We start from the raw sequence: 16,329 nt of genomic DNA, 5'->3' as shown, positions 1-16,329 counted from the left end.
TTTTAATCCTTGTTAAATTGATATCAATCATGGCCTTTAAATATTCGGTTAATGATCAAAACGATATTTATTTTATTACCACAACGGTAGTAGGATGGATCGATGCCTTCACGAGGAAAGAACTTGCTGAAGTGGTTATCCAAAGTCTTAAATATTGTCAGGATGAAAAAGGATTAGTCATTTATGCTTGGTGTTTAATGCCAAGTCATTTACATATGATTGTTAGTGCTACTGAAGGCAAAAAACTTTCAGATATCATCAGGGATTTTAAAAAATTCACCTCGAAAAAGATTATCAAAACAATTGGAGAAATTAACGAGAGCCGGGAATGGCTCTTGGATAAATTTTCATTTGCTGCCCGAATAAACTCAAAAAACAAAGAATATAAATTTTGGCAAGATGGATTTCATCCAATAACATTATATTCTAACGGCTTCAAAGATCAGAAATTAGATTATATCCATAACAATCCGATTGAATCAGGAATTGTTTTGGAGGCAGAACATTACAACTATAGCTCTGCTATAAATTATGCCGGTGGATTGGGGTTATTGGACGTTGTTTATTTGTAGTTATAAACCAGATTATAAATCTGGAGTACACGAGACCCGGATTACAAATCCGGACCAACAACAGGAAGTTATTTATTTATAAGTTAAATCTATAAACCAGATTACAAATCTGGAGTACACGAGATCCGGATTACAAATCCGGACCAACAACAGGAAGTTATTTATTTATAAGTTAAATCTATAAACCAGATTACAAATCTGGGGTACACGAGATCCGGATTACAAATCCGGACCAACAACAGGAAGTTATTTATTTATAAATTAAATCTATAAATCAGATTACAAATCTGGAGTACACGTGGGCCGGATTACAAATCCGGACCAACGTCTGGGGTGGATCAATAAGGTGCTGGTCGGGATTTGTAATCCCGACTTTTGAGCTAAGGATTTGTAATCCTTAAAATATACCCACAACAGTACTTTAATGCCCAGATTTCATACTCGTCTGTTCAATTCCCTTTAACCGCTTTGAACAATAAATCCCAAAATACAAGATAAAGAGGTAACATACCAATGGCAGTATAAATGAATGGTGTACGCCAATTTTATCGGCAACAGCACCTTGAACAAGCGGCATTATAGCTCCTCCTAAAATGGCCATTACCAATAATGATGAGCCCTGACTGGTATAAGCTCCCAATTTTGCAATAGATAAAGTGTAGATATTGGAGAACATGATTGAGTTGAAAATACCGATCCCTAAAACACTGTACATGGCCAGTTCTCCTTTGTTTACCATTGCTGAGATCAACAACAACACATTAATTGTAGAGAAAATGGCCAACGTTCTGGCCGGGGCAGATTTACCAACTAAAAATCCCAAGAAATTCAAGGCAATAAAAACCAGGAAAAAACTAATCTGCACAAAGGTCAGATCAACAATACTGAAAATTAAAATAAAGACTAAAATCGCGGTACCCAACATATACATGTTTTTTTTAGCCTGGCTTAAGGTATGGTTAAGTGAAATAGCGCCTACAAAACGGCCAATCATTGCCCCGCCCCAATATAGCGACAGATAATTTTTACTAACAGCCTCTTCTAAACCTGTAATTTCGGGCAGCCTTAAAAAACTGATGATAAAGCTACCAACAGCAACCTCTGCACCAACATAACAGAACAGGGCTACTATTCCCCTTGTTAAATGCGGGAATTTAAGTACACCCAATCCTTTTACCTGCTCTTCTGCTTCAGGCTGAAATGAGGGCAGTTTAACATAAAAAATAAGCAAGCCTACCAGCAACAGTATACCAGCAAAAATTAAATAAGGTATACGCGTTGCAGATGCACTAAAACTTCCATCTGCTTCTGAAAAGAACTCAAAAATAAGATGCCCGCCTAAAATTGGGGCTATTGTAGTTCCAAATGCGTTAAAGGCCTGGGTTAAGTTTAAGCGGCTCGATGCACTATCTTCGGGACCAAGCAAAGAAACATAGGCGTTGGCAGTAATCTGTAATACGGTAAAACCAAGCCCCAAAACAAACAGTGCCCCTAAAAACAATGGGTAGATAGAATAGGTTGCAGCCGGGAAAAATAAAACACAGCCAACAGCAGCCAATACAATTCCGAAAAGGATACCCTTTTTATAGCCTACTTTATTAATTGGGTCGCCACTGGTATATGAAATTAAAAAGTAGATTAACGATCCAACGAAATAAGCGCCAAAGAAGCAAAACTGCACCAGCATAGATTCAAAAAAGCTCAAATTAAAAAGCTGCTTCAAATATGGGATCAAAATATCATTCATGCAGGTAATAAAGCCCCACATAAAAAATAAAAGGGTAATGGTAACTAAGGGAACGGCGTAATTTGATCTAGACTGGCTTTCAGCAATTTTGTTGTTCATTATTTATTTAAATTATTTAATGCGGCAAAGCTAGTCCAATAATGCCACTGGATGGTTTAACCACAGATTAGTTACTGTTTTTTTACTTTCAGTAACCATTTGCCTTAGAATAAAAGAGGCCAGATTTAAAACCTGGCCTCTTAAAGCAATTATTTAGCATTTTGCGATTTCAGCGCCTTAATTTCGCGCCGCAATTCGTCTATTTGCTGTTGCTGTTCTTTTATGCTGCCCACTAGGAGCGGAACTAAACTTTCATAATCCACTTTAGTTACTGTAGCTGTTTTAAAAGCATTTTTACCCGAAGCATAGTCTTTTGGCCATACCGTAATCAAGCTCGGAACAGCAGTTTTTGCTTCAGATGCTACAAATCCATATTGTGGCTTGGCAGAGAGTTTTAGTTTTTCGGCCCAAGCTTTATCGTAATTAAAACTTACAGGATTAAGCTTAGAAACCATTTCTAAAGAATTATTTACGGGTTTAACATTGTTTTGCACAATTTCTTGCGCACTTAATTTTAACGAAGCAGCGATTAACAACACTGCAAATGAAATTGCTCGTTTCATATATTATTATTTGTAATTTTTAAAATAAACCATTTATCCTGCAGGTTTTGCAGAACAGTATAAACATCGAAAAGGATTGTTTTATACGGAAGGTGGAGGCGTTAAAACCTCAGGAAAGTAAGCCAACTGAAAAGCGTGATCGGGAATGATTACTTTTTTGGAAGTTTGAAGCGTAAAGTTCATTTCTACCTGAAAGGCAAGCTGATGTACTACATATTCAGTTTCTGCCTTCTTTTCTTCTTTTTCTGTTGCATCATCATTGTCGGATAAAAACTCAACATGATCAGAAGAATAGCTCAAATACGAAATTGCCTCGCTAACTTTTAAGCAAAAAGTTACCGCAATGCATGCAATCAATATGTATTTGAGGGTGAAAAACTTCATTGTTGCAAATATAAGCCCTATAGTTTTAAAACAACAAATTGATGGTTAAAGTTCTGTAAGAATTTTAACCATTTCCAAATTAGCAGTTCAATAGCTACGTTGGAAATTGACGAGTTTCATTAAAGCCTAAAAGCAAAAATGCGGAACATGTTATGCCCGCATTGATGTGTTATTTTACAATTACTAAACTCGATTAAAAGATAGCCTTTGCAATCTGCTTAGTCTGTTCTGGCCTGCCCATAGTGTAAAAATGTAAAACCGGAGCGCCGAAATCAATCAGTTCCTTACATTGTTTGATCATCGCTTCTGTACCAATTTCTTTTGCCTCATTATTGTTTTTAGCATGTGATAGGGCATCGGTCAACTCATCAGGTAAATCGATATGAAAAATCTTAGGTAGCACATTCAATTGCGATAAAGTACTGATCGGTTTCAAACCTGGTATAATAGGCACATTAATATCATTTTCTCTGCATTTCTTTACGAAATCGAAATACTTCTGGTTATCGAAAAACATCTGGGTAACAATAAACTCTGCACCTGCATCTACCTTCTTTTTCAAATATTTGAAATCGGTATTCATGTTAGGTGCTTCAAAGTGTTTTTCAGGATAACCCGCCACGCCGATGCAAAAATCACTTTTAAAAGTTTCTACGTCTTCATGGAGGAATTTACCTTCATTATGGTTTTTAATGTGTTCAATCAGATCAGTAGCATAACAGTGTCCGCCTGGAGTAGGAACAAAATTCCCATCTGCCTTACGTGCATCTCCACGCAAAGCCAAAACGTTATCGATACCTAAAAACTGTAAATCGATAAGGGCATTTTCAGTTTCTTCTTTGGTAAATCCACCACAGATCAAGTGTGGAACCGCATCAACTTTATATTTATGGATAATGGCTGCACAAATGGCAATGGTACCCGGACGTTTACGGTAAGATACCTTTTGCAGCAAACCGTTTGCCTGCTCCTTGTAAATATAATCTTCGCGGAGTGAGGTTACATCAATAAAGGGCGGATTAAATTCCAGCAATGGTTCTATTGCATCGTAAATCCATTGGATGCTTTGCCCTTTTACAGGTGGTAATAATTCAAAAGAGAATAAGGTTTTACCCTTTGCGTTTTTTATGTGGTCTATAATCTTCATACCCTGGTTTAGTTGTCATGCTGAATGCTAATGAAGCAGCTCAAACACAATATCAGTTTTTATTTTTTGACGAATGCTACATCAAAATTATATGTTCGTCACTTAGAGATCCTTCGTTGCACTCAGGATGACAAAGTGGGTTAATAAGCTAAATTAGGACTTAACCACCGTTCTACTTCTTCAATCGGCATATCTTTTCTGATGGCGTAATCTTCTATCTGATCTTTGGTAATTTTACCTAATCCGAAGTACCTCGAATCGGGATGTGCAAAATAAAATCCACTTACTGCTGCCGTTGGATACATGGCATAGCTTTCTGTTAAGCGCAGCCCGATTTTGTTTTCGGCATCAAGCAATTCGAACAAAGTTCCTTTTTCGGTATGCTCAGGGCATGCCGGATAACCCGGCGCCGGACGGATACCTGCATATTCTTCTTTGATCAGCTCTTGATTGCTCAAATTTTCATCTTTTGCATAACCCCAGTATTCTTTACGCACACGTTCGTGCATGCGCTCGGCAAAAGCTTCGGCCAAACGATCGGCCAGGGCTTTGGCCATAATACTGTTGTAGTCATCGTGGTTGGCTTCAAATTCGTTTACCAGTTCATCTATCCCAATACCGGTAGTTACAGCGAAGCCCCCAAAATAATCCTGGATTCCGCTTTCTTTGGGCGCAATAAAATCAGATAAGGCGTAATATGGCTGCCCATATACTTTTTCGGCCTGCTGGCGGAGGGTATGTATGGTTACCGGTTTGGAGTTTTCAGCTTGCAGTTTGGAGTCTCCGAACTCCGAACGCTCAACGCTCAACTGAATATCATCTTCAACCGAATTTGCCGGCCAGAAACCGATTACACCTCTTGCGGTTAATAATTTTTCATCAAGGATACGTTTCAATAAGGTTTGGGCATCATCAAAAAGTTTCTTGGCCTCATCGCCAACATTTTTATCGTCGAAAATTTTCGGATAACTGCCGCGGAGTTCCCAAGTATGGAAAAACGGCGTCCAATCGATATAAGGAACCAGTTCTTCTAATGGATAATTATCGAACACCCTGGTACCGGTAAATTCAGGAACAGGCAGGTTGGGCTGAAAATCTATCTTAAATTTATTTTTACGGGCCTCTTCCAACGTTTTAAACCTTTTATCCGAGCGCTTGTTTAAATGTGCTTCGCGTGCTTTATCGTATTCTGCCCTAATACCTGCAACATACTCGTCTTTTGCATCAGGATTCATTAAAGTACTGCAAACCGTAACACTCCTCGATGCATCGAGGACGTGGATGGCAGGACCAGAATAGTTTGGCGCCACTTTTACTGCAGCATGGATCCGTGAAGTTGTAGCGCCACCGATAATCAATGGAATGGTAAAACCTTCGCGCTCCATTTCTTTGGCAAAGTGAACCATTTCATCCAGCGAAGGCGTAATCAAACCACTTAAGCCAATAATATCGGCGTTTATTTCTTTGGCTTTTTTGATGATATCCTGTGCAGGAACCATTACGCCCATATCTACAATTTCGAAGTTATTGCAGGCCAGTACAACGCCAACAATATTTTTTCCAATATCATGAACATCGCCTTTTACCGTGGCCATTAATACCTTTCCTGCTGATGAGTTCTGATCCTGATCAGGGTTATCGAGTTTTTCCTGCTCAATAAATGGCAATAAATAAGCCACTGCCTTTTTCATTACCCTGGCCGATTTTACTACCTGGGGCAGGAACATTTTTCCGGCTCCAAATAAATCGCCCACAATATTCATCCCATCCATCAACGGGCCTTCAATTACCTGTATCGGACGGGCATATTTTTGCCTTGCCTCTTCCACATCATCGTCCAGATATTCGACAATACCCTTTACCAAAGAATGGGATAGCCTTTCTTCTACTGATCCCTTTCTCCACTCCTCATCTTTAACAATTTCCTTACCCTTCGATTTTACGGTATCGGCGTATTCTACCAGGCGCTCAGTGGCATCCTCCCTACGGTTTAAGAGTACATCTTCTACCCTTTCCAATAATTCGGGCGGAATTTCCTGATAAACCTCGAGCATACCGGCGTTTACAATACCCATATCTAAACCTGCCTGAATAGCGTGGTAAAGGAATGCAGAGTGCATGGCTTCGCGGACCACGTTATTGCCCCTAAAAGAGAATGAGATGTTAGATACACCACCGCTTACTTTTGCATAGGGCAGATTTTCTTTGATCCATCGGGTGGCATTTATAAAATCGACTGCATAGTTGTTATGCTCTTCCAAACCGGTTGCTACGGTTAAAATATTCGGATCGAAAATAATATCTTCAGGTGGAAAACCGATTTCGTTCACCAGGATATCGTAACTTCTTTTACAGATTTCTTTTCTGCGTTCGTAATTATCGGCCTGCCCCTGCTCATCAAAAGCCATTACCACAACCGCGGCACCGTACTGCATAATTTTGCGTGCACTTTCGCGGAATTTATCTTCTCCTTCTTTCAAAGAAATGGAATTTACAATCCCTTTGCCCTGCAGGCATTTTAAGCCATTTTCAATAACCGACCATTTAGATGAATCGACCATGATCGGCAGTTTGGCTATATCGGGTTCAGAAGCAATGAGGTTTAAGAATTTTGTCATTGCCGCCTCCGAATCCAACATCCCCTCGTCCATATTCACGTCGATTACCTGCGCACCGCCTTCAACCTGTTGTAAGGCCACGGCCAATGCAGCTTCGTAATCGCCACCTAAAATGAGTTTAGAAAACTTTGGAGATCCGGTGATATTGGTCCGCTCCCCTATATTTACAAAAATACTCTCGGGCGTAATGGTTACCGGCTCTAATCCGCTTAAACGCATGTAAGGTTCGAGTACAGGAAGTTTACGCGGGGCAGCTTTCCTGGCATTTTTGGCAATACAGCCAATATGCTCGGGTGTGGTACCGCAGCAGCCACCAACAATATTCACAAAGCCCGATGCGATAAAATCATCAACCAAGTGCGCGGTTTCGTGCGGTTGCTCATCATAAGCACCAAACTCGTTAGGTAAACCGGCGTTTGGATAAGCCGAAACATAACAGCCTGCTTTTGCGGCCAGCTCTTCGATGTGCGGGCGCATTTCTTTAGCACCCAAAGCACAGTTAAAACCGATACTTAATGGTTTTGCATGCATTACCGAGTTTAAGAAAGCTTCGGCGGTTTGACCAGAAAGCGTTCGGCCTGAGGCATCGGTAATGGTACCGGAAATCATGATTTCCAGCTTACGCCCAATAACCTCTTCATATTTTTTAATGGCTACAATAGCCACTTTAGCGTTTAAGGTATCAAAAATGGTTTCAATCAGTAATACGTCCGAACCACCATCTACCAAACCGCGTACCTGTTCGTAGTAGGCAGCCTCTAATTCGTCAAAATAAACAGCTCTAAAACCTGGGTCGTTTACATTTGGCGACATAGATAGGGTACGGTTGGTTGGCCCAATTGCACCGGCTACAAAACACTTACGGTCGGGATTGGCAGCCATAAACTCGTTAACAGCTTCTTTAGCTACCCGCGCACCTTCAAAACTCATCTCGTAAGAAAGGTCTTCCATCTGGTAATCGGCCATGGAAATGCGCTGTGTACTGAACGTATTGGTTTCGATAATATCGGCACCAGACGCCAGATACTCCAGGTGTATCGTTTTTATAATATCCGGGCGTGTAATGTTAAGCAAATCGTTATTGCCTTTTACATCACAGGGATGGTTTTTAAATCGCTCCCCCCTAAAATCTTCTTCTGTTAAGGTATATCGCTGAATCATGGTGCCCATAGCGCCATCAATCACCAAAATACGTTTTTCTAATTCTTCTCTTATACCCATTTGTTTTGTAAAATGTGGATGTAAAATGGAATATGGCAAGACGTATTATACATCTTCCGTTATACATTTTACATCCTAAAAGGCTTATTTAAAAAGTTGGTACGTGAATCGTAATCCTAAACTTATCTTTTCCCGCTATTTGCAGAATAGAATTTAGCACCTTGTAGGTTACAGGTTGCTAAGACTTCGTTGGGTCTAATCCCTCCGTCTTTCTTAATAAGCATACAAAAATGCAACAAAGCAACATCAATTCCAAAAATTATCGCTTTGCTGCCAAATAAAATTACAAAGGCCATGCAAAACTGCACAGCCTTAAGAATATTGTTCTGTTTAAATTGCTTATTTTCTGCTTCCGAAGATACGCAATAAGAAAAGGAAGATATTGATGAAATCTAAGTACAGATTTAGCGCAGCCATGATGGCCAATTTCTTGGTATCTGCTTCTGGAATGGCTTCTCCACTTTCTTGGATGCCCATACCAATTCTTTTGATTTTCTGTACATCGTAAGCGGTTAGTGCCGTAAATACAGCAATGCCGATAAAAGCCATGATTAAGCTAAACTGTTCGCTTTTGATAAACATGTTTAAGATACCGGCAATAAATAAACCTGCTACACCTACCATTAAGATTGGGCCAAATTTACTTAAATCGATACTTGTGGTATAACCCATAACGGCCATAATACCAAAAATACCGGCAGCTGCAGCAAAACACGTAATTACAGATGCACCGGTATAAATCAAGAGAATAAAGCTTAAACTCACGCCTAAAAGCAATGAGAAAAGTACAAATACGCCCAGAAGCGCACCGTAAGATAATTTATTGAAACCGGCGCCCATTAATAAAACAAGGCCCAGCGGTGCAAACATGGCAACATAACCTAAACCTGTTCTTTGTCCGGTTTCGAAATTGATCAAAGCACGTAAAGCTGGTTCACTGTTAGAAATGTAAAAGGCAGCAAGTGTTGATAAACTTAATGCAACAAACATCCATAAGAATACATTTGCAAAAAATTTCTTAGAAATGGTGTTTTCCTGTACAAAAACACTGTTGTCTTGATATTGATAATTTTGTTGTTCCATTTTAAATTTTGTGTATTTAACTATATAAAAATAAATATTTAGTTCAATCTTTTTGTCAGTAGTTCTTCAACTTTTTTAAAGAACTGTAAAGGTTTTAATGTACGCCAGGGCAGGTTATCAAAAGCTCCACCAAAGTTAATGTAATAATCGATGTTATTATCCCTGAATTCGGTAATTACATGTTGCTGAAAATTGACACCAACAATCCAGCCATCTTCTACTTCCTGAAACCATTCTTCGTAGTAACTATCATCAGAAGCATGAAAATTCAGCACATTTTCACCAATCAGGATAAATTTATTGATCCCCTCATCCATCATCAGCTCTAAAATATCCCTTTTTAACAGCATAATATCGTTGTTAATGGCATCGTTCCACTCGCCGATAAACTCTATAATGGCATAACTGCGGTCGTAATCGGCATACAGCACCTTGAGGTAAAGTGTGCTTGAACCGAATTCATCCCACTGTGGGTGCAATAAAAAGTTGTAAATCTGCTTATCGAAATAAAGCTCTGAATATTCGGTGTTGTAAAATGGCGAACGCTCATCCTCTGCCGAAATATAATCATCTCTCCACTGGTAATAAGGCTCAATCTCGTGCATGCATTTTTAATTATTGAATGAGTGAATTTTGAATGAGTGAATGTTTTTCCATATCCCCATTATCATTCCATCAATCGTTCATTCTTTCAGTTTTAATTATTGAATGAGTGAATTTTGAATGAGTGAATGTTTTCCCTTCCACCATCATACATTCTCTCAATCAATTATCTTAATTATTAATGGATTAAACTTTGAATGCGTGAATGTTTCTTTCTTCTCCAACATCATCCGTTCTATCCTTCAATCCTTCTCTCATTCAATTATTCAGTCAATCAATCATTCAGTCATTCTATCCTTCAATCATTTGTTAATGTTGTCCTGCTTCTACCGCTTTACGTACGCTCCCGTAACGGTTTAGTAATTCAGCAGCTTCATCATAACCAATGCTCAGCTCATCGGCCACCATTTGTGTACCGCGATCTACCAGCTTATGATTGGTTAACTGCATATCGACCATTTTATTGCCAACTACACGTCCCAATTGCACCATAACGGTAGTGCTCAGCATATTTAAAACCAATTTTTGGGCAGTTCCGGATTTCATGCGGGTAGAACCTGTTATAAACTCTGGTCCAACAACCACCTCAACCGGAAAATCCGATTCAGCAGCAATAGGCCCACCTGTGTTACAAACAATACAGCCTGTTAAAACACCGTGCTTGCGTGCGGTATTTAATCCGCCAATTACGTATGGTGTAGTACCCGAAGCCGCTAAACCAACCAGGCAATCTTTTTCGTTAATGTTAAATTCCTGCAGATCTTTCCAGGCCTGCTCAGCATCATCTTCGGCAAATTCTACTGCTTTTCTAATCGCGGTATCTCCACCGGCAATAATACCCACTACCCAATCAAAAGGCACACCGTAAGTAGGGGGACACTCTGATGCATCTACCACACCTAAACGGCCACTTGTGCCTGCACCAATATAAAAAAGGCGACCGCCTTTTTTCATTCTTTCGGCAACTGCCGAAGTTAACTTTTCGATCTGAGGCAAAGATTTTTCTACTGCAAAGGCTACAGTTTTATCTTCGTTATTAATGCCCTGCAAAACCTCCAACACCGACATCTGATCGATGTGGTTGTAGTTAGATTCTTGCTCGGTAACTCTGTTCATAAATTTAATTTTGATAAAATTCGGTAAATTCTTTCTAAAAACTGCCCTAAAAATTCAAAAATATCTGTGATAAAATTTAGGGGGGCTCTTCTTATATTTAAATTATATGAAAAAATGTAAACAAAAGGCAAGAAAATGCAGTTAAAAAATATATCAACCCGCTAATTTTCATAAATTTGCAAAACGCTAATGAAAAAAAATACCCGCAATAATATACTAATCGCTGTAAGCTATTCTGTAATTTTAATAGTTGGTATGTTTTTGGGCATAAAGTTCATTAAAGACCAAGGATTTGGCGTTAAAAAAAGTCCGCAGCTGGCCAGCAACAGCGACGAGAAACTAAATGAGATCCTCCACATCATCAACGGCAATTATGTTGATGAAATTAATACCGATTCGCTTCAGAATTTACCGATTGATAGTGTTTTACATCAGCTAGATCCGCACAGTGTTTATTTACCCCCAACCGATGCACAGGATATGACAGATAACCTGGAAGGTAACTTTGAGGGCGTAGGTATTGAGTATTATATGCTTAACGATACCATGATGGTTACCGGTGTGGTTAAAGATGGACCGGCCTACCAGGCTGGGATAAAACTGGGCGATAAAATTTTAAGCATCGATACTGCCGTGGTAAGTGGCAGAAACCTACCGAAAGAACAGCTTACCGGCCGTTTTAAAGGTAAAGCTGGCACTGGGGTGAGCGTAGTTTTATTGCATCCGGGCGCTGCGCAGGGCAACCGCATTATGGTTACACGTGGCAAAGTAAACATCAGCAGTATTGATGCCGCCTATATGATGAACAGCGAAACAGGTTATGTGCGCATCAGTAAATTTGGGGCCAACACGGATAACGATTTCGCTACGGCAGCAAACAACCTGAAAGCAAAGGGCATGAAAAAGCTGATCCTCGATCTGCGTGACAATGGCGGAGGCTATTTTACGGCAGCAACGGGCCTGGCCGATCAGTTTTTGCCAGAAAATAAGCTCATTGTTTATACGCAGGGCAAACACGAACCCCGCACCGATTATTTTTCTACAGGCACCGGGGCTTTTCAAAACGGCAAATTGGCCATTCTGATTAATGAAAATACAGCTTCGGCGAGTGAAATCGTAGCAGGAGCGATACAAGATCTAGGCCGTGGGATTATTGTTGGCCGCCGTTCTTTTGGCAAAGGCCTGGTACAAGAGCAATTTGCTTTTGGCGATGGCTCTGCACTTAACTTAACCATTGCCCGGTATTATACGCCATCAGGCCGTAGCATTCAAAAATCGTATAAAAAAGGTTATGATGCCTACAAGCATGAGCTGGATGAAAGGATGACAGATGGCGAGCTAACCGGCGACCGTACTTCGTTTCAGGATTCTATTGAGAAAACCGAAGGGGTAAATGTACAGCCAGCCCGAAAGTTAAAAAGAAGCGGCGGTATACAACCTGATGTTTTTGTAAAGCTGGACACCAATGGGTATAATAAGTTTTACAGCAATCTGGTCAGCAAAAAGGTACTTTCCGATTATGTTTTTAATGTGTTAACCAATAGATATAGCGCTAGTTTTGTAGAGCAGAACATTAATATCTTTACTATAAACGATAACGACTTTAAAGATTTTATCGGCTTTATCCAACGCAAAAACGTACCGATAGACCGCTTTCAACTGTATAATTCGAAAACAATTATCCAAAATGACCTTAAAGCATTGTTGTGCCGCTATTACCTGGGCGATGTGGGCTACTATAAAGCAGCCAATCAAACAGACAATGCGGTAAGGCAGGCCCTTGTTAACCTTCAATAGCCATATTTTATATCTTTCGGCTGTTTTTATTACGCCAACGTTAAAATATAATTCTATAATAACAGATTAAAAAGAAATTATATTTTTATTTAAAATAAACAATCGATACTTTATTTCGCTTTATTAATTTTGCCTGCAAATCTATCAATTATGGAAGCGCAGCATTTGTCGGCAGAAGATCAAAAAATATTAAGCGATTTATTGGAAACAATAAAAACCCAAACCGATCTATTTTTAGGTTATCCGGTTGCCAAAGATTTCAATTATCAGGATCTGATCGATTTCTTAAAATACCCGATGAACAATTTGGGAGATCCCTTTGTAAATTCAACCTATGGAGTCGGATCGCGTGAGCTTGAAAAAGAGGTAGTTCAGTTTTTTGCTTCACTGTTCCGCGCACCAGAAGATAATTGGTGGGGTTATGTAACCAACGGGGGCTCGGAAGGTAATTTATACGGGCTCTATCTAGCCCGCGAGCTGCACCCAAAAGGAATGGTCTATTATTCGGAAGCTACGCATTACAGCGTCCAGAAAAACCTCCATCTCCTCAACATGTCTAACATTGTTATCCGCACCCAGCAAAATGGCGAAATTGATTACGATGACCTAGAACACACCATCATGATGAACCGCCATATGCCCGTAATCATTATGGCCAATATTGGCACAACCATGACCGAAGCCCGTGATGATGTAGCGAAAATTAAGGCGATTTTAAAAAAACTAGCCATACAGCACTACTATATCCATGCAGATGCAGCCCTTTCCGGAACTTACAGTGCCCTTATAGAACCCAGGCCAGCTTTCGATTTTGAAGATGGCGCAGATAGCATTGCCATTAGCGGCCATAAATTTTTTGGTTCGCCAATGCCCTGCGGAGTCGTGGTAGCCAAAAAATCGAACCGCGACAGAATTGCGCGTTCGGTGGCATACATTGGGAGTATAGATACCACAATAACTGGATCAAGGAATGGGCACAGTCCACTTTTTTTATGGCATACCATTAAGCGCTTAGGAATAACGGGCTTAAAAAAGAGGGCCATGCACAGTTTAGAAACTGCGGCCTACGCAGAACAAAGGCTTAAAGCATTGGGCATTGCAGCCTGGCGAAACACAAATGCCATTACCGTTAATTTCCCTGCCCCGCCCAAAGTCTTATGTCAAAAATGGCAATTGGCCGCCGAGCAGGGCAATTCGCACCTCATTTGCATGCCCAATGTAACCAAAGCCCACATTGATCTTTTTATTACCGATTTAACTGCCGAAATGGTGATGGAAGGCTGATCTTATTGAAACTTTTAAATAACTGTGATGTTTATTAGCAATAGTAAATTCGGGCATACCGTTCGTTTAAAATAAACAGATATGAAGATCATCATTGTAGGTGCCACAGGTACACTGGGCAAAAAAGTTAGTGATGCTTTTGCTAAAAAGCACGAAGTTATCCGCGTAGGAAATACCAAGGGCGATATCCAGGTAGACATTACCAACGAAGACTCGATCAGGGCGATGTTTGAAAAAGCAGGTTCTTTTGATGCACTGATCAGTACCAGCGGTAAAGGGCCTTTTGCACCGATTAAGCAAATGACGGGAGAAGTTTTTAAAAGTGGGCTACTGGATAAGCTATTGGGTCAGGTTAACCTGGTACTCATTGGCCAGCACTACATCAATAAAGGCGGTTCTTTTACTTTAACATCGGGCATATTGGCCGACCAGCCGGTAGCCGCAGGCGCTGCGTTAAGCGCAGTAAATGGAGGACTAAATTCTTTTGCGATTGCCGCTGCACCTGAACTCGAAAATGGCATCCGAATAAATGCAGTAAGCCCTAATGTGGTAGAAGATTCTCCGGCTTATTTCGATTCATTTCCTGGCGAAATTCCTGTTACGATGGATAAAGTGGTAAAAGCCTACGAAAAAAGTACTTTAGGCATTATTACCGGGCAGATAATTAAGGTGTATTAAGCCACACTACATATTCATAGCCCCATTTTCACCAAGCGATTTGTGCTTTATTAACAAAAGCTTGTTCCCAAAAACTTGGATATTTAATCGCTAAAGGTTTATATTAGTCTGCATAACAATCTCAATTATGATAGAAACTGAACGCCTCATTTTAAAGCCCTTAACCCATAACCAACTGTTAAAATACATTAAAGATGACCATTCGTTAGAAAAAGAATTTCAACTTTTACCAACCAAGAAAAACATCTCACCAGAGCTACAGGAAGCCTTGCAGCAAACCATTTTGCCCAATGTTTTCGACAAGGATAAAGACTATCTGTACAATACCCTATGGACGATTGTTTCCAAACCTGATAACCGGATGGTTGGTGATATCTGTTTTGTTGGCGAACCCGATCCTAATGGAGAAATTGAAATAGGCTATGGCACCTATGAGGAATTTCGCGGAAGAGGTTTTATGACCGAAGCTGTAGGCCGCTTACTGCAATGGGCCAAAGAACAGCCCAAAGTGAAATCAGTTTTTGCCTCAACCACTAAAGATAATATTGCCTCTTACTCCATATTAGAAAAAAATCATTTTATCCATGTTGGAGAAGTAGATGATATGTTAAGCTGGAAAATAGAGCTGAAGTAATTTAAATCAAATGCCTTCGTTTTTGATATAAGTTATTTGCGATCCGATAATCCTTAAATTTTATATTCATGCGCCAGGTATTTTCAATTTTGCTCAGTTTATCTTTTTTTACAGCTTTTGCACAAAACCCAAAAATAAAAATTAAGCATTTAACCGGAAATCTATATGTGTATACCACTTACAACAATTACAAAGGTGTTTTAACCGATGCCAATGCCGTGTACCTGGTTACCAATAAAGGTGTGGTTGTAATTGATGCGCCTTGGGACCCGGCACAGTTTGAGCCATTTTTAGATTCCATCCAGGCAAAACACCACCAAAAAGTAGTGCTTGCCATTGCTACCCATTCGCATGGCGACCGCGCCGCCGGACTGGCATTTTTTAAAAGCAAAGGCATAAAAACCTATACCAGCAAGTTAACGGATGAAATCCTTCGCGCCAACAAAGAGCCAAGGGCAGCCTATACCTTTAATAATGACACCACTTTTACCGTTGGAAACTATAAACTTAGCACCTACTACGCAGGCAAAGGGCACACAAAAGATAATCTGGTTATTTGGTTTGGACAGGATAAAGTTCTGTTTGGTGGTTGCCTGGTTAAAAGCACCGAAGCTACAGATTTAGGCTATATCGGAGAAGCAGACTTGGAGGCATGGCCAAAAAGTATCGGAAAGCTAAAACAGAAATACCCTGACAGCAAATTTGTAATTACAGGCCACCAGGCCTGGGGCAATACAGAAGCGTTAGATTATACCCAAAAGTTATTAAGCAAGAAATAAAACA

The 16,329-nt window shown here is 40.0% G+C and carries 14 protein-coding genes and 1 riboswitch; of the genes, 6 read left to right on the top strand and 8 right to left on the bottom strand.

Annotated elements, in window-relative coordinates; all coding sequences use genetic code 11:
• Window positions 1-29 precede the first annotated feature (29 nt).
• Complete coding sequence (locus tag ACS5PU_RS14355) at window positions 30-572, top strand: REP-associated tyrosine transposase (protein WP_439459848.1); 543 nt, start codon at window positions 30-32, stop codon at window positions 570-572.
• 421 nt (window positions 573-993) lie between these two features.
• Here ACS5PU_RS14355 and ACS5PU_RS14350 read toward each other — a convergent pair whose 3' ends face one another.
• From ACS5PU_RS14350 to murQ, 8 genes are all read right to left on the bottom strand, one after another.
• Window positions 994-2,418, bottom strand: a complete 1,425-nt coding sequence (locus tag ACS5PU_RS14350; protein ID WP_439459847.1) for a sugar MFS transporter — start codon at window positions 2,416-2,418, stop codon at window positions 994-996.
• Between the two features lie 149 nt (window positions 2,419-2,567).
• Window positions 2,568-2,981, bottom strand: coding sequence for a tail fiber domain-containing protein (locus ACS5PU_RS14345; protein ID WP_439459846.1), 414 nt, complete (start codon window positions 2,979-2,981; stop codon window positions 2,568-2,570).
• An 81-nt stretch (window positions 2,982-3,062) separates the two neighbouring features.
• Window positions 3,063-3,365: a hypothetical protein gene (locus ACS5PU_RS14340; RefSeq protein ID WP_439459845.1), complete on the bottom strand. Its 303-nt coding sequence runs from the start codon at window positions 3,363-3,365 to the stop codon at window positions 3,063-3,065.
• Window positions 3,366-3,558: 193 nt separating this feature from the next.
• Window positions 3,559-4,512 carry a methylenetetrahydrofolate reductase [NAD(P)H] gene (gene metF / locus ACS5PU_RS14335; protein ID WP_439459844.1) on the bottom strand — a complete coding sequence of 318 codons (954 nt, stop codon included), beginning with the start codon at window positions 4,510-4,512 and terminating at the stop codon, window positions 3,559-3,561.
• A gap of 140 nt (window positions 4,513-4,652) precedes the next feature.
• A complete protein-coding gene (metH, locus tag ACS5PU_RS14330) occupies window positions 4,653-8,351 on the bottom strand; it encodes a methionine synthase (RefSeq protein WP_439459843.1) in 3,699 nt (1,232 codons plus the stop codon).
• 119 nt (window positions 8,352-8,470) lie between these two features.
• Window positions 8,471-8,574: riboswitch (SAM riboswitch) on the bottom strand.
• A 116-nt stretch (window positions 8,575-8,690) separates the two neighbouring features.
• Window positions 8,691-9,434, bottom strand: a complete 744-nt coding sequence (locus ACS5PU_RS14325) for a Bax inhibitor-1/YccA family protein (RefSeq protein ID WP_439459842.1) — start codon at window positions 9,432-9,434, stop codon at window positions 8,691-8,693.
• Between the two features lie 38 nt (window positions 9,435-9,472).
• Window positions 9,473-10,039, bottom strand: a complete 567-nt coding sequence (locus ACS5PU_RS14320; RefSeq protein WP_439459841.1) for a hypothetical protein — start codon at window positions 10,037-10,039, stop codon at window positions 9,473-9,475.
• Between the two features lie 307 nt (window positions 10,040-10,346).
• Complete coding sequence (gene murQ / locus ACS5PU_RS14315) at window positions 10,347-11,153, bottom strand: N-acetylmuramic acid 6-phosphate etherase (RefSeq protein ID WP_439459840.1); 807 nt, start codon at window positions 11,151-11,153, stop codon at window positions 10,347-10,349.
• 189 nt (window positions 11,154-11,342) lie between these two features.
• Here murQ and ACS5PU_RS14310 point away from each other — a divergent pair, with 189 nt between their 5' ends.
• From ACS5PU_RS14310 to blaB1PEDO, 5 genes are all read left to right on the top strand, one after another.
• The gene (locus ACS5PU_RS14310) at window positions 11,343-12,950 is read left to right on the top strand and encodes a S41 family peptidase (protein WP_439459839.1); all 1,608 of its coding nucleotides are present in this window, start codon (window positions 11,343-11,345) and stop codon (window positions 12,948-12,950) included.
• Window positions 12,951-13,100: 150 nt separating this feature from the next.
• A complete protein-coding gene (locus ACS5PU_RS14305; RefSeq protein ID WP_439459838.1) occupies window positions 13,101-14,234 on the top strand; it encodes a histidine decarboxylase in 1,134 nt (377 codons plus the stop codon).
• Window positions 14,235-14,315: 81 nt separating this feature from the next.
• Entirely contained in the window at window positions 14,316-14,912 is a 597-nt protein-coding gene (locus tag ACS5PU_RS14300) for a short chain dehydrogenase (RefSeq protein WP_439459837.1), read from the top strand.
• A gap of 127 nt (window positions 14,913-15,039) precedes the next feature.
• Window positions 15,040-15,546 carry a GNAT family N-acetyltransferase gene (locus tag ACS5PU_RS14295; RefSeq protein ID WP_439459836.1) on the top strand — a complete coding sequence of 169 codons (507 nt, stop codon included), beginning with the start codon at window positions 15,040-15,042 and terminating at the stop codon, window positions 15,544-15,546.
• A gap of 68 nt (window positions 15,547-15,614) precedes the next feature.
• On the top strand, window positions 15,615-16,325 hold the full coding sequence (gene blaB1PEDO / locus ACS5PU_RS14290) for a PEDO-3 family subclass B1 metallo-beta-lactamase (protein WP_439459835.1): 711 nt from the start codon (window positions 15,615-15,617) through the stop codon (window positions 16,323-16,325).
• Window positions 16,326-16,329 lie beyond the last annotated feature (4 nt).

It is taken from the genome of Pedobacter sp. GSP4 (assembly GCF_051857575.1).
GTDB lineage: Bacteria > Bacteroidota > Bacteroidia > Sphingobacteriales > Sphingobacteriaceae > Pedobacter.
This window is presented reverse-complemented; position numbering and strand designations above follow the sequence as displayed.

Coding starts and splice junctions, on each gene's coding strand:
- metF (WP_439459844.1), bottom strand. CDS start 4,512: ATGAAGATTATAGACCACATAAAAAACGCAAAGGGTAAAACCTTATTC.
- murQ (WP_439459840.1), bottom strand. CDS start 11,153: ATGAACAGAGTTACCGAGCAAGAATCTAACTACAACCACATCGATCAG.
- ACS5PU_RS14310 (WP_439459839.1), top strand. CDS start 11,343: ATGAAAAAAAATACCCGCAATAATATACTAATCGCTGTAAGCTATTCT.
- ACS5PU_RS14345 (WP_439459846.1), bottom strand. CDS start 2,981: ATGAAACGAGCAATTTCATTTGCAGTGTTGTTAATCGCTGCTTCGTTA.
- ACS5PU_RS14295 (WP_439459836.1), top strand. CDS start 15,040: ATGATAGAAACTGAACGCCTCATTTTAAAGCCCTTAACCCATAACCAA.
- ACS5PU_RS14305 (WP_439459838.1), top strand. CDS start 13,101: ATGGAAGCGCAGCATTTGTCGGCAGAAGATCAAAAAATATTAAGCGAT.
- ACS5PU_RS14355 (WP_439459848.1), top strand. CDS start 30: ATGGCCTTTAAATATTCGGTTAATGATCAAAACGATATTTATTTTATT.
- blaB1PEDO (WP_439459835.1), top strand. CDS start 15,615: ATGCGCCAGGTATTTTCAATTTTGCTCAGTTTATCTTTTTTTACAGCT.
- metH (WP_439459843.1), bottom strand. CDS start 8,351: ATGGGTATAAGAGAAGAATTAGAAAAACGTATTTTGGTGATTGATGGC.
- ACS5PU_RS14350 (WP_439459847.1), bottom strand. CDS start 2,418: ATGAACAACAAAATTGCTGAAAGCCAGTCTAGATCAAATTACGCCGTT.
- ACS5PU_RS14325 (WP_439459842.1), bottom strand. CDS start 9,434: ATGGAACAACAAAATTATCAATATCAAGACAACAGTGTTTTTGTACAG.
- ACS5PU_RS14320 (WP_439459841.1), bottom strand. CDS start 10,039: ATGCACGAGATTGAGCCTTATTACCAGTGGAGAGATGATTATATTTCG.
- ACS5PU_RS14300 (WP_439459837.1), top strand. CDS start 14,316: ATGAAGATCATCATTGTAGGTGCCACAGGTACACTGGGCAAAAAAGTT.
- ACS5PU_RS14340 (WP_439459845.1), bottom strand. CDS start 3,365: ATGAAGTTTTTCACCCTCAAATACATATTGATTGCATGCATTGCGGTA.